The following is a 14,082-nucleotide window of genomic DNA, read 5'->3' as shown; positions in this document are numbered from 1 at the left end:
AGCAAATTGAAAAAGTTTATATAACTAAATTAGAGCTTTTTTAGTTCAAAGAGTATATTTAGAGCCTCGATAGGCGTTATTGAGTTGATATCTATTGTTTCAAGTCGCTCTTTAATATGATTTTTTTGTATGGTTGTTTGATCAAGCTGGAGATTTTGTTGGGGTTGATCTGAGATATTTAATTTAGCTTGTCCTTTTTCTAAATTAGCTAGATTTTTCTTTGCTGATTCTAAAACATCTTTTGAGATGCCAGCTAATTTAGCTACTTGAATACCATAGGATTTTTTAGCCGCACCAGCAACTGCTTTGTGCATGAAATAGATATTGTCTTTATATTCTTTAGCTTCAAAATGGATATTCTTTGTATTTGGATACTGATTAACTAACTCTGTAAGCTCAAAGTAGTGCGTAGCAAAAAGAGTCAATGCACCAATTTTTGCAAATTTTTCTGCACAAGCTTTTGCAAGTGATAAACCATCAAAAGTACTTGTACCTCTACCGATTTCATCCATGATTACTAGAGACTTTTGAGTAGCATTGTTAAGAATGTAAGCTGTTTCAGTCATTTCAACCATGAATGTGGATCTGCCACTAGATATGTCATCTGAGGCACCAATCCGAGTATATATGGTGTCTATATCGCAAATATCCGCATAGTTAGCCGGCACATATGAGCCTATATATGCTAGAAAGATAAGTTGGGCAACTTGACGCATATATGTGGATTTACCACCCATGTTAGGTCCAGTGATTATTTCTAATGTATAAGTGTCTGTACTTAATAGGGTATCATTGGGTATAAAAGGTTCATCAATATTTTGCTCGATCGCTAGATGACGAACCTCTTTTATATCTAACTTACCAGTTTTATTGAATTTAGGTTGATTTAGGTTTAGTTTGATAGCTCTTTCTGCAAAGTTTGCTAAAACATCTATTTTTGCAATACTTGCTGCAGTCTGTTGGATTTGAGAGTAGTATTCTAAGACTTTATTCAATAGGACATCGTAGATAAGCTTTTCTCTAGCTAAAGCTTTTTCTTTTGCTGAGAGAATCTTATCTTCAAAAGCTTTTAGCTCATTAGTAATATAGCGCTCACTAGCTTTTAATGTTTGGCGTCTGATATACTCAGCTGGGACTTTGTCAGCATATTGTTTCGAGAGTTCAATGTAATAACCATGCACACGGTTATAACCAACTTTTAGTGTATTAATCCCTATTTTTTGTTTTTGTAGAGTTTCAAATTTTAATAAAAAATCGTAAGAGTTGTCTTTTAGTCCTCTTAACTCATCAAGCTCTTGGTCGAAACCATGTTTTATGGCGCCACCATCGCGAATGGTCACTGGGGGATTATCTACAATAGCCTTGTTTAGTAGTTCTGTTAGTTCATCAATTTGATGGATGTGATTATTTATATTTATAATTTCAGAGGTGTTTATTTCTTTAAGTAGATTCTTGAGTTTAGGTAGTTGCTCGAGAGAGCTATTAAAAGATACTAGATCTTTAGGTTTTACTGTTCCTAGAGCAACGCGAGAAATTATCCTTTCAATGTCATTTATATAAGACAGAATATCCTGAACTTTTAAGAAATGGTGTTGTTCCTTTAATGCTTTTATAACATTATGACGGAAAGCTATTTTATTTAGATCTCTAGTAGGGTTTTTGAAGTATCTCCTTAGAAGTCTACTGCCTAAACTAGTTTTACATTTATCCATTATGTTTAGAAGGCTACTTTTTGAATTATTATCTAGCTCTAAATTATTTCTACTATTACTATCTATGTTTAGTATGTTTTGATCTTCATCTAGATGGATGTCTGAAATGTGTTTAGGAATACTTTTAAGTGTATTTGTTAAATAAGCAAGTATTGATCCGATAGCTGTTAGTTGTTCTTTTTTATATGAGTTTAGAATGTTATTTGCAAAACTGTTATCAAAGGTGTCTACTATATGCTTTTTTGCCTCAAAATTACTAAAATACCATTCTTCCAAAACCTTTACTGGTTTGTTAAAAATATTCTTTTGGATAAGGTTATTAGAGTTGGTAATTATCTCTTGAGGAGAGAGCTTTAATATCTGATTTTTTAGATCAGATAAATTTTTCATTGTATTTACAAGATGAATTTTGCCTTGAGTATAGCTAGTATACGCGATGTGATATTTATTGTTTTTTTCATAGATACTTACGAGAATGCTATCTTGGTTACTATCTAAGAAGGCTTCTTCAGAAACTGTTGCCGGAGTTATTATACGTGTAACTTGTCGTTCAACAGGACCTTTTGAAGTGCTTGGATCTCCTATTTGCTCGCATATCGCAACAGATAATCCTTTTTTGACAATTTTGGCGATATAGCCTTCTGCAGCGTGATATGGCACACCAGCCATCGGTATTGATTCACCATTTGATTTTCCTCGAGCAGTGAGGGTTATGTCTAGTAGCTCTACAGCGTTTGTTGCATCATCAAAAAAAAGCTCGTAAAAGTCACCCATTCGATAAAATAGTAATATATCCGGATATTGAGATTTAATTTTCAAATACTGCTGTATCATTGGTGTGTGATTTGAAACTTCTTTCATAGTGGTTAATATTCTAGATTTTAAAAAATTATGTTTGAGATTATATTATAAATAGATACTATAACAAACCTTAAAAATCATTGGTTGTAGCTTTTTTATTTTGCTAAAATACTTTAGAATATAAAATAGCTATTTTTATGAATTGATTTGAATTTGAAAGGAGAAAATAAGTGAACTATTTAGACTTTGAGTCAAAAATAAAAGAAATTGAAGATAAAATTACCTCACTATCTCATGTATATGAGGATGAAAAGACTGAAGCTGAAATCAAAAAGCTTGGCAAAAAAAGACTTGAGCTTATGGAGTCTATTTACTCTAAACTTACAGATTGGCAAGTAGTTCAATTATCACGCCATCCAGATAGACCATATTTTAAAGATTTACTATCGTTAGTCTTTACAGATTTTCAAGAGCTACATGGCGATAGAGCATTTGGTGATGATTTAGCTGTTATTGGTGGTTTAGCTAAACTGAACAACAAACCTGTTATGGTTATAGGACAAGAAAAAGGTCGTGATACCAAAAGTAAGATTAAACATAATTTTGGTATGATGCATCCTGAAGGCTACCGTAAGGCTTTGAGATTGATGAAATTAGCCGAAAAATTCAATATGCCAATCGTTACTTTTATTGATACTCCAGGTGCGTACCCAGGTATCAAAGCTGAAGAGCGTGGTCAGAGTGAAGCAATTGCAAGAAACTTATTAGAAATGAGTGCGCTTAAAGTTCCTGTGGTTTGTATTGTGATTGGTGAAGGCTGTTCTGGTGGGGCACTAGGTATAGGTGTTGGTGATAGGTTACTTATGCTTCAGTATAGTTACTTTGCTACTATCTCTCCAGAAGGGTGTGCTTCAATTCTACACAAGACAGCTGAGAAAGCATCTGAAGTTACACAAATGATGAATATAACATCTGGACGCCTTAAAGAGTTAGAGATAGTTGATGCAGTTATACCAGAGCCTTTAGGTGGAGCACACAGAGACTATGATACAACAGCTGCTAACATCAGAAAAGCGGTTGCTGCTGAATTGAAAGCGTTGTCAGAGATGACAGTAGAGGAGAGAAATGCTAAAAGATATGATAAGTTAATGTCTTTCGGAAGATTCAAAGAAGCATAATTCTCTCAGCCTCAATCTAAATTTAATTCAATGTTTCTAAAAAAACAAAATCACAGGCTGGATTTGGTATCGTAGAATCAATGATTGCTGCCTTGATTTTGTTGTTTGTACTATCATCCGGTTTTATATTATTAAATAGTATTCTTGTGAGTATAACTCTTGAAAATAGGAAGGATTAAATAGCTACTGTTCTTGATGAAAGAGTCAGTATATATCGTCTAACAGGAGTATTAGACGATACTAAAACAGATGATGGTATAGAGTTTATCAAAACAGTTGTACTAGAAAAAGAAAACGATATTAAGCCACAGGAAAAAGAACAACCTGTGAATAGATTTAAATCATTAAGTGTTGCAGATATCAAAAAAAATGGCAGAAAGAGCTGATAAAAAAGCAAAAAAAGATGCCGCTAATAATGTTGATATTATATATAAAGTTGTAAACATAGCAGCTATTGATAATCAAATGCAAGTAGCTGATAAGGTTAAAGTTATTGAAAGAGATGTGAAAGCTAATGATAGCGAAGAGAGTTAAAAAATCATCAGGTTTTACTTTGCCATAACTAATGGTAGCAATGGTTATAGCAGCTATAGTAATGAGTATGGCCATCGGTATATATATTGATATGAAAAAGCAATATATAAAACTTATCGATAAGCATAGAATAAACTCTGATCAATTATTAGTTAAGCAGATATTATATAATGCAATCGGGCAAGCAGGGTTTACAACTAAATATGGAGATATTCATCAATATCTTGTGGATAACTCAGGGGATAACTTTGAAGATATCTTCGGGAAAATGGGTATAATAACAATTGGCAAAGCACCAGAGCAAAACTTTAAGAGTTTACATAAGGGACTGAGTATGTCTACGGAGCTATGCAAAGAGCGAATGTTAAATGATGAAGCTCTGCGAAATATGAATATTAATGAAGATATACATTGTGTACAACCTGAAACTGACTTTCTGATGATTCAAAGAAGTAGTCTAGACTCTACTTTGAAGTCAAATTCATCAAATAATATTTTCAAAGTAAATGAGTTTCAAAAGGATACTTTGCCTGAGAAAGATCTCTCTATATCTTAGAAGTATTCTTTGTAGCTGCTACTAACAAAAAAGATAAAGATGGTAATGAAATATATTCACTCTATGAATATGTGAAGCAAAATGCAGATGATTCACAAATATACGAATTAATAAGTAATGTAACAGATCTGAAAATTGAGTATGTTATGAATTCAGATATTCGTCAAGGAAATGCCAAAATAAATTGGAAATCATTGGAAAAAGAGCTTGTGAATATAAAAAGTGATTCTACAGCTGAGCTTAAAATTTCTTTTAAAGTTGCCGGGCAAGCAACAAATAAAATTTATATATTAGGTCAAGATTAGGTGTATATATGAATGATAGGTTAAACACAAAAATAACTGGCTCAGCATTGTTGATGGCTTTGATATTCTCATTTGTAATTATGGTGATGCTTAGAGGTCTTTTATATACATTTAAAATGGGTATGTTGACTACTAAGAGTATTATTAAAAATAGTAATGATAAAGTATTAGGAGAGTCATATATTTCTAAGGCTAAAGATGATATTAATTTTACGAAGTCTAGTGAATTTGAGATTGGCAAAAGTAAGTTTGAAATAACTGTAAATGAAGATGATATATCATCATTTTTTCCTACTATGACAAATGCAGAACTATTCCAGTCACAAGAGTATAAAAGTTATGATGTTATATATAAAGCTTTTAATCAAGGTACAAAAGTAGATTTAACAGAGAGAATCATTTATAACGCATTAGCAGCTAATACATATCAAAACTTTGATGGTGATTATACACTTATAAATGTTCCAATGATAAATCTAGAAGCAATGACTAATTATCAAGAGAGGATTTATCGTTTAAAGAGTGATGGTACTATCGAAGATGCACCAAAAGGTTTTATTGGTTTTGTAGAGAAGCAAAATAAGCAACTAAATATATTCACAGATAAAACCAAGATAGGAGTTGCAATTCCTGATGGTATGGGAACTGACTATAAGGTTAAGATAGGTTGGAATCTCGAAAAAGGAAAATGGACTTTATATTTATTATTATACGATACTGATAAATTATTTGCTTCTAGCATAGCATTAGATGATTTACTTAGTGAAGATGTTAAAGGTTTAGCCAAAGATAATAAAAAAATTGGTGATGAAATTGGAAAATGGCAGGCAGTCATGGTAGCTAGTAGTAAGGGTCGTTCATCATCAGGAGCTCAATTTGTAAAAGATAACATTCTTGGAGTGGTTTGGTATTTTGATAATAATGATGGTGCTCCAGAAATTATGCTAGTAAGAAAAGATAGTCAAAAAAAGGGTAACAGACGGGTTTTAGAAGTGTATTATTCTGAATACTCTACAACAAATAAAAGTTACGTTCTTAAGTTAGCAGAAAAAATTAATTTCAAAGGCGATTTAGATGAAGATAATATAAAACTTTTAGTGCCTGATATGGCAAATAATCTAGAAGCAAATATGCTTTTAATATTTCATCCGAATAACAAAAGTAAAACTATTATGGGGATTAGTGATTTTAATTTTAATGGAGATCACAGGGTTGGCAAGAGTCTAGATACATATATAGATGGTGAGAGTTTTGGTAAACCTGTTATAGTTTCTAAATCAGATGAGTCAATGTATATCATAACGTATGAACCAAATAAACTTCATAGATATGGATATCAAAAAGGTTTTGGTAGTTTTGTTAGTTTAGATTTTAGTTCTAATGGTTTAGAAAAAGAATTTAATTTCGAAGATAATGATAATCCTAATGTTGTAGTAGGACTTCCTAAGAAAAAAAAGAATAAACCTAAAAGACTTGGTGAAGATAAAAGCAAGAGTAAGGATACAGAAGATGAAGATGATAATGGTATTCAACTCGTAGTGCCTAAGTTTGGTTATCTATTTGTATTTACTCCAGATAAGGTTATGCAACTTAATTATGATTTTGATGTACTTCAAAAGGTTGATTTAGGACCGCAGTCTCCTCAGATTCTTGCTGATTTTGATGCTATCAAAAATACGGTTAATAAAATATATATTCAATCAGAAGCATTAGATTTTAAAGCTCAAGAAATAAAAGATGAGTTGGGTTACGAAGCAGAACCTGCCGCTCCAGTTTATTTAGAAAGTAAATATCTCTACCCATTAGGAGTTGTTAAGGAAGTTAAAATATGAGTATGTTAAAAAATATAAATACAGAGAAAAGAAATCCAAGAAGCTTTAACCTTGATTCGATGTCAGTTCAAGAATCTGTGAATCTAATGATAGATGAAGAGTATGGTGTGATTGAAGCATTAAAAGAGCAAAGTCTAAATATTGCTAAGATAGTTGAGGTTACATCACAGGCCTTGAAAAAGGGTGGTAGAGTCATATATGTAGGTGCGGGAACAAGTGGTCGATTAGGAATACTTGATGCTGTTGAGTGCCCACCAACATTTAGTGTTGATTATAATACTATTATTGGATTAATCGCAGGTGGCGAAAAAGCTTTTATTCAAGCCCAAGAGGGTGCTGAAGATAATCCTGATTTTGGTAAAGCAGATTTGCTAAAAATAAATTTGACGGCTAAAGATGTTGTAATAGGTATCGCAGCTAGTGGAAGAACACCTTATGTTATAGGAGCTCTTGAGTATGCAAATTCTATCGATGCTACTACTACTGCGATTAGCTGTACTAAGCAAGCTAAGATATCTAGTTATGCTGATTATAATGTTGAGGCAGTACCTGGTCCTGAAGTTTTGACTGGGTCAACTAGGCTTAAGGCGGGAACAACACAAAAACTCATTTTAAACATAATATCAACGTTATCTATGGTATCGCTTGGCAAAGTGTATCAAAATTTGATGGTTGATGTTAAACCAACTAATGAAAAATTAGTTGAGCGCTCTAAGAATATCATTTGTGAGGTAACAGAGGTTGATTATGTGACAGCTCAAGATTTTTATATGAAAGCTAATAAGTCTGTAAAAGTCGCGATTGTAATGATATTAAATGATTGTGATTATGAACAAGCTTTGGCAATATTAAAGGATAATAATAATTTTATAAAGAGCTAGGATGAGATTATTTATATTGCTTACTATTACATTAATCAGTCTAAATAGGTATGGTGCTGTTTATGAGTCATATAGTAATAGAGTGCCTGAATTTACTAATACTCCGTCAAAAGGAGCAACTAAATTAAACTTGGCAGATGATGCTATTACTGTAATAAACGCCGATAATATACCAAAGCAAGTTGTATGGGAGGGTAATAGGCAATATGGCTATTCAGATTATTCACAACCATATCAAGATACGCTACAAGCAGCTTTCCCAGAAGAGTTTACAGATAATTACTTTGATTTTTATGGTAGAAATTATCAATATCATAGTTTAATGTCATCAAGTATGGGGTAAAGTATGTATGCTGAAAATGGCGCTAATAATAGACGTTTACAAAGTAATTATTAGTCGGTTGAATAATGAGAAAAAATCTTATACTAATTGTTTTTATATCTTGTTTGATTAAGATTTTCTATTCACAAGAAACTATTCAATCCGCCTTTGAAGATAATGGTAGTCTTACTATCAAAGAGTTTCACCATATAGCAAAACAGCAGCGTAAAGAGTTAGTTAACGGTTTGCATCAGCAACATCACAGAATTTGAGAAGATAGCTAATAATTTATTTTAGCTCGGTAGATGTATTTGCTGCTTGTTTGGTTGGATTATGAGGATATATCATATTTAGAACTATTTTCAGTGTTGAGCCTTGCGCTAATATTGATAGTATCACGACAGTATAAGTTATACTGACTATAACGTGACCCTCATCAGGTAGTGATAGTGCCAACGCCAAAGATATTCCCCCTCGAACTCCAGACCATGCTACAAGTAGATTGTCTCTAGCAGATGCTCTAGATAGCTTTTTATCTATAACCGTTATAGGGATTGAGATACTGATTAATCTAGCAAATGTTACTATAAATATACCCGCAGCGCCAACCCAGAAAGCACCATGATCGAAAGGTATGCTAGTTAGTTCTAGACCTATCAATATGAATAAAAATGAGTTCAACATATTATCAATAATCATCCAAAATTTATCAATTTTTTCAACCTGATTTGGATGAGTTTTTTTACGATCAGAAAGACTATTACCTATAACTAGACCTGCAACAACCATGGCAATTGGTCCTGATACGTGTAGACTGTGAGCAATTACATAACCCATGCTAGCTATAGCCAGTGTTACAAAAATTGATGTCTCAGAATCGTCATTTGTTTTTAGGAAGATTAAAGCTACTTTTGCAAATATATATCCAAGCAGTATTCCACCACCGGCTTCAATACCAATCTGCTTAGTAATAATCCAAATATAGTTGATACCGGAGCTAGTTATTCCTTGACCGAAGTCTCCTCCACTACCAAAAAACACAATATTTGAAAGTATTACAAATAATATAATACCAGTAGCATCATTAAATAATGATTCACCAACAACACGTGTTTTGAGATGTTTAGGTATTGATTTATTACCAGCAAGGGTACTAATGACAGCTATTGGGTCTGTAGGTGAAATAAGCGCACCAAATACCAAACAGTATCCAAAGCTTATATTAAAACCAACCAATAAGCAGAATCCGTAGATTAGAGTTGCTGTTGTTAGTGCTGATAAAATTAAGCCAATACTAGCAAGTCCAAATATGGCTTTAAGTTCTTTTTTAAGATCGATCATATTGAAGTGCAGAGCATTTGCAAATAGTAAGAAAGACAGCATCCCATCCAAAACTGTTTTTTTGAAATCAAAACTAGATAGAGCAACTACTAAAAAGTTTGAAGAACTAAGGAAGGAAGCACATAGTGCCGAAAAGGTTATTGATAATATTGTTAATCCAATTGCCTTTGGTAGTTTCAGAAATTTTGTATTGATGTAACTCATCAGAGCAGCTACGACAGTAAGTAAACTAAATAAAAAAAACTCATTCATATTATTCCCCTAAAGTCCACAGCTATATTCGCAACTACAGGCTTTTGATAATTCTTCTAAAATATTGCCATGAATAAAGGCATGGTTATCTAATTTGTCGAAAGGTACATTATTAAACATAAAACTATTTGTTTCATTTTCTAGTGCTGAAACTTTTTTTATATCTGCTTTTGCTATCTTTTCAAACTCTTGTTGTGTTAAGTGTATACAAGGTTGACATTCAAGACTATGGTAAAACGCTTTAAAAGGCAGCTTTTTAGTCAATTCTAAAATATCATCATGATTTAGCTCTAATAAAGAGTACTCTAGTGATCTATAGTCATATTTTTCCTCTTCTTTCAGGTTTTTCAAAAGTTGTGAAACTTTTGATAAGTCTTTTCGATGACTCAGAAGTATGGTAGCTTCAGCATCAGGATCAATTTCATCAATTTTATTTAACAGTGTGATACCTTTTAAGAAGCCAGCACACCAGCTAAATTTCTGAGAAGGAAATTGCTTACGTGCTTTAACTAATTCTTGAAAAGAGTTTTCTGATTTTAGGTGATAAAACTCGATATCTTCACTTTTTAACCACGCGAATACATTACCTAAATAGCTATTCCAATTCTCAGCAGCAAAACCAGTATCTACAGATAATACGCAAAAGTTATTGTGTAAATTTTTCTTTGCCCAGCATATAAGAGCCAAAGAATGAATGCTATAGTTAGCTATAATTATATTATCTAACCTCTGCATCATTTTACATTCCTATTAAATCTTTAATTTTGCTAAGTTTATTCATAGCTAGAGGGCGCATTTTCTCTGCACCTTGATTAAGAATATCATCTACAACTTTGGGATTATTAATGTAGTAATCATATTTCTCTCGTGAATCTGTCAAATATTCATTTATTTTTTCAAAAAGTATTTGCTTGGCATCACCCCAACCTAATCCACCAGCTAAGTATTTTTCTTCTATAGAAGAAACTTCAGCCTTGGTAGCAATATTCTTATATATTGTAAATACAGTACAGTTTTTTGGATCTTTTTTTTCTTCGGGTGTTTGAGAGTTTGTGATGATTTTCATGACTTGTTTTCTAAGCTTTTTCTCTTTAGAGAATATAGGTATAGTATTATCATAACTCTTTGACATTTTACGACCATCTAAACCAAGTATTGTTTGACTGTCTTCACTAGTTAGAGCTTGGGGCGCTTTTAGTATTTGATTTTTATATATATGATTAAATCTATTTGCAATATCACGAGCAATTTCAATATGTTGGATCTGATCTTTTCCTACAGGAACTAAGTCTGCATCAAACATCATAATATCTGCAGCCATAAGGACAGGATAGTTAAATAAACCCATAGTTATGCCCTTATCAGGATCGGCATTTTCCTCTTGAATATTTTGATCTACTAATGCCTTGTATGCATGAGCACGATTTAGTAGCCCTTTAGCTGTAGTTGTACTGATAATCCATGTTAGCTCCATGATTTCAGGTATATCTGATTGACGATAAAAAGAAGCTTTTGTAGGATCAAGTCCTAATGCTAGCCATGAAGAAGCTATTTCATATATATATTGCTGGCGTAGTTTCTTATCCCAAAGCTTTATCAGTGAATGTTGATCAGCTATGAAGTACATGCAATTATATTCATTACTTTGAGACATTTCTATTGCGGGCTTAATAGCGCCTATATAATTTCCTAGATGAGGTGTGCCAGAAGGTGTTATACCTGTAAGAACTATTTTTTTAGACATTTAATAATTAAAAATTAGAATAATAGTCTTACAATTCTATCATATAAGAAGCTTATTTGCGTTATGTATATCAAAGAAAGCTGGCTAAACTAAAGATATTAATATTGGTAAAATCAGATAAAGATTTAAGAGGAAATTTTTTAATTACCAAAATCACAGTTAATAGCTAATGTTCCAGGAGCTGATGGATTGTCAGCCACATATATTTCAGCGCGTGAATATTTAGTGGTGTCCATTTTATTAGGACAGCTTAGTGGTTTTGCATACCATGTTATTTTTGGTGTTACAGTTATACTTGTTCCAATAGGAGACGTGGCTGAAGCAGTACCTCCTGTTGGAGATACGTATCCCAGTGTATTTATGCTACCATTAGAGCTTGTGAAAGTGATTCCTTCATCAAAACCATACTTTGGACTATTGTTGTGTACAAGAATAGTTGCTGTCTTTGGAGTTTCTTTTTCATCAGGGATTTTAGCACACTTGTTACTATCTAAAGCACAAGGAGACATATAATAACCAAAGTCGCCTACGCCGTGAGCAGGGTATTTGACTGAACCTGTGTTATATGCTTCTGGGACATAATCGACATTTAAAGACCAGCCCATAAAACCAGCGAACTTAGTATCTTTAGGAATGTTTCCTAGGTTGTCATATACTGACTTCATAGCATCATAAGTTTGTAAAGCTGAAGAGTTTGAAGGAATGTTACCATAATTACCGTCAAACTGAGGGAAATATACTGTAGCAGCTCCACCACCTTGAGCAGCAGTAGGATAGCCTATAACTATTTTAGCAGTTTTTGCTCCGATGTAGTTTTTGGTTAGTGTATATGCTTTTTGAACAAAATCAGGCTTTTGCTCAGGAGCTGAGTTGTAGTTTTGTACATATACATAATCAACTAGGTCCAAGACTTTATTTTTTGCATTAAATAATGGTGCATAAAACTCATCGTTACCTGTTGAGACTAGTTTATCATTATTAATCTGAGGAGCTATTATTACTAGCTTCGAGCTATCGATATCTTTTATATTTGTAATTACATTTTTTAGGTATATGCCATTGTTTGTTGCTGTTTCTGCTATTTCAATATCGAAATCGATACCATCTAGACCATACTTATTTAGGAAGTTGACTATATTTTGAGCAAGTCCATTAGCATCAGTGTCATTAGGATTATAAGTGTTAACGTTACTTTGTCCGCCAACTGAAACTATTGCTTTTAATCCAGCATTTTTTGCTTCTTGGATTTTTTAGCTGCAAGAGTTTCATAGTCACTTTTAAACGATATATTGTTATTTGCATCTATAGTTGCAAATGCTATAACAGCCTCGTTGTAGCTATCCTTAGCAACTTGAGATAAATCTACGCTATCAGCAGAGCCCATAGCGGTAATATCTAAATATCCAGCCATTACTCTATCACTAGAGTTTGCTGAACTAGTATTTGATGGGACAGAGCTGTTCGCGAAAGCTATAGCTGATGATGTTATAAGTAGGCTTGTTATAATTGTTTTCTTTAGCATGAAGGTGCTTCCTTTTTATTATTCGATGTTAAAAAAATAATTTTGTATTGGAATTATAATCATGAGGGGAGTGTGTTTTATATATACAATATTGCATAGCTATTATGTGTATTTGCAAAAGAAAGACTCTTATTATTAGATATTCTTAACTAGTTGAAATAATGTAATGGGAGTAATCAAATACTATCTAAAATTTAGATAAGTTTTTATCAAATCTGTAGGAATTTAAAAAAACAAAAAATGAAAAGAATTTGGAGCGGGAAACGAGGCTCGAACTCGCGACCCCAACCTTGGCAAGGTTGTGCTCTACCACTGAGCTATTCCCGCATGAAACTATGGCACACCCAAAGGGATTCGAACCCCTAACCGCTCGGTTCGTAGCCGAGTACTCTATCCAGTTGAGCTATGGGTGCAAAAGTTGAAGCATATTATATGCAAAAAATATTAGTTAGTCAAGTTTGCAATGTTATTATTGTTGCTATTAATTTGTCTTCTAATTCTTGATCATTTAAATTTGTATTATCTATAATGAAATCAGCAATTTTTTCTCTTTCATTATCTGATATTTGTAGATTTATGAATGCGACTGCTTGTTGTCTATTTTTGCCATCGCGTTCCATTAGTCTTCTAATTCTAGTCTCAAGATCTGCTTTGATAACTATTACTTTTTTAAGATAATCGTAGTGTCTAAAATTATATGGTCCTAATAATGGAATATCGACAATAGTCATTACAGTATCTGATTCTTTTACTTGTTTCTTTATCTCTCTATTGATAACAGGGTGTAAATAATCTTCAAGCCATTTTTTAGCCTCTTTAGATTCGGTAATGATTGCTCTAAGCATAGCTCTATTTATTTGCTTGTTTATTACTATGTCGTTGCCAAATTTTTCAGCTACTTTCTTGATTACGGAAGGTTTTTTGGTAATCTCTCTACTTATTGTATCTGCACATACAATATTTAAATTCATTTTTTCTTTTAGAATTTTTGTTGCCGTTGATTTGCCACTAGCTATACCGCCAGTTATACCAATTGGATAAGTTTGTATCACGCTCATCTACGCCTTCATCGTAAAAAATTATTTGAGCACAGATTTTAATA

11 protein-coding genes, 2 tRNA genes and 3 pseudogenes are annotated in these 14,082 nt (G+C 32.7%); 7 read left to right on the top strand and 9 right to left on the bottom strand.

The features are described 5' to 3' along the window. Nucleotides 1-29 precede the first annotated feature (29 nt). The gene (gene mutS, locus FNO12_RS07940; protein ID WP_014714747.1) at nt 30-2,573 is read right to left on the bottom strand and encodes a DNA mismatch repair protein MutS; all 2,544 of its coding nucleotides are present in this window, start codon (nt 2,571-2,573) and stop codon (nt 30-32) included. Nucleotides 2,574-2,743: 170 nt separating this feature from the next. Here mutS and FNO12_RS07935 point away from each other — a divergent pair, with 170 nt between their 5' ends. From FNO12_RS07935 to FNO12_RS07905, 7 genes and pseudogenes are all read left to right on the top strand, one after another. Further along, entirely contained in the window at nt 2,744-3,691 is a 948-nt protein-coding gene (locus FNO12_RS07935) for an acetyl-CoA carboxylase carboxyltransferase subunit alpha (RefSeq protein WP_014714748.1), read from the top strand. An 80-nt stretch (nt 3,692-3,771) separates the two neighbouring features. Beyond that, nucleotides 3,772-4,225 (top strand): annotated as a pseudogene (locus FNO12_RS07930) (pilus assembly protein). Between the two features lie 31 nt (nt 4,226-4,256). Further along, nucleotides 4,257-5,086, top strand: a pseudogene (locus tag FNO12_RS07925) (PilW family protein). 8 nt (nt 5,087-5,094) lie between these two features. Then, a complete protein-coding gene (locus FNO12_RS07920) occupies nt 5,095-6,918 on the top strand; it encodes a hypothetical protein (RefSeq protein ID WP_014714750.1) in 1,824 nt (607 codons plus the stop codon). Further along, complete coding sequence (murQ, locus tag FNO12_RS07915) at nt 6,915-7,799, top strand: N-acetylmuramic acid 6-phosphate etherase (RefSeq protein WP_014714751.1); 885 nt, start codon at nt 6,915-6,917, stop codon at nt 7,797-7,799. Before FNO12_RS07920 ends, murQ begins: the two co-directional genes overlap by 4 nt. Before the next feature lies 1 nt (nt 7,800). Next, nucleotides 7,801-8,142: a hypothetical protein gene (locus FNO12_RS07910; RefSeq protein WP_048349219.1), complete on the top strand. Its 342-nt coding sequence runs from the start codon at nt 7,801-7,803 to the stop codon at nt 8,140-8,142. A 65-nt stretch (nt 8,143-8,207) separates the two neighbouring features. After that, nucleotides 8,208-8,393 carry a hypothetical protein gene (locus FNO12_RS07905; protein WP_041265071.1) on the top strand — a complete coding sequence of 62 codons (186 nt, stop codon included), beginning with the start codon at nt 8,208-8,210 and terminating at the stop codon, nt 8,391-8,393. Nucleotides 8,394-8,409: 16 nt separating this feature from the next. Here FNO12_RS07905 and FNO12_RS07900 read toward each other — a convergent pair whose 3' ends face one another. The 8 genes and pseudogenes from FNO12_RS07900 to coaE form a co-directional block, all read right to left on the bottom strand. Next, a complete protein-coding gene (locus FNO12_RS07900; protein WP_014714754.1) occupies nt 8,410-9,714 on the bottom strand; it encodes a cation:proton antiporter in 1,305 nt (434 codons plus the stop codon). A gap of 9 nt (nt 9,715-9,723) precedes the next feature. Beyond that, nucleotides 9,724-10,449 (bottom strand): hypothetical protein, encoded by a 726-nt coding sequence (locus FNO12_RS07895; RefSeq protein WP_174805270.1) that lies wholly within the window; start codon nt 10,447-10,449, stop codon nt 9,724-9,726. A 4-nt stretch (nt 10,450-10,453) separates the two neighbouring features. Continuing rightward, nucleotides 10,454-11,458, bottom strand: a complete 1,005-nt coding sequence (trpS, locus tag FNO12_RS07890) for a tryptophan--tRNA ligase (protein ID WP_014714756.1) — start codon at nt 11,456-11,458, stop codon at nt 10,454-10,456. A gap of 140 nt (nt 11,459-11,598) precedes the next feature. Continuing rightward, nucleotides 11,599-12,672 carry a glycoside hydrolase family 18 protein gene (locus FNO12_RS07885; protein ID WP_231138742.1) on the bottom strand — a complete coding sequence of 358 codons (1,074 nt, stop codon included), beginning with the start codon at nt 12,670-12,672 and terminating at the stop codon, nt 11,599-11,601. A gap of 5 nt (nt 12,673-12,677) precedes the next feature. Further along, nucleotides 12,678-12,980, bottom strand: coding sequence for a hypothetical protein (locus FNO12_RS11080; RefSeq protein ID WP_231138716.1), 303 nt, complete (start codon nt 12,978-12,980; stop codon nt 12,678-12,680). A 252-nt stretch (nt 12,981-13,232) separates the two neighbouring features. Beyond that, a tRNA-Gly gene (locus FNO12_RS07880) sits at nt 13,233-13,307 on the bottom strand. Between the two features lie 9 nt (nt 13,308-13,316). Then, a tRNA-Arg gene (locus tag FNO12_RS07875) sits at nt 13,317-13,393 on the bottom strand. Nucleotides 13,394-13,424: 31 nt separating this feature from the next. Then, a pseudogene (gene coaE / locus FNO12_RS07870) lies at nt 13,425-14,038 on the bottom strand (dephospho-CoA kinase). Between the last annotated feature and the right edge of the window lie 44 nt (nt 14,039-14,082).

The sequence above is a fragment of the Francisella orientalis FNO12 genome, assembly GCF_001042525.2.
Taxonomy (GTDB): domain Bacteria; phylum Pseudomonadota; class Gammaproteobacteria; order Francisellales; family Francisellaceae; genus Francisella; species Francisella orientalis.
The sequence above is the reverse complement of the archived record's forward strand: the minus strand, read 5'-3'. Positions and strand labels throughout refer to the sequence as shown.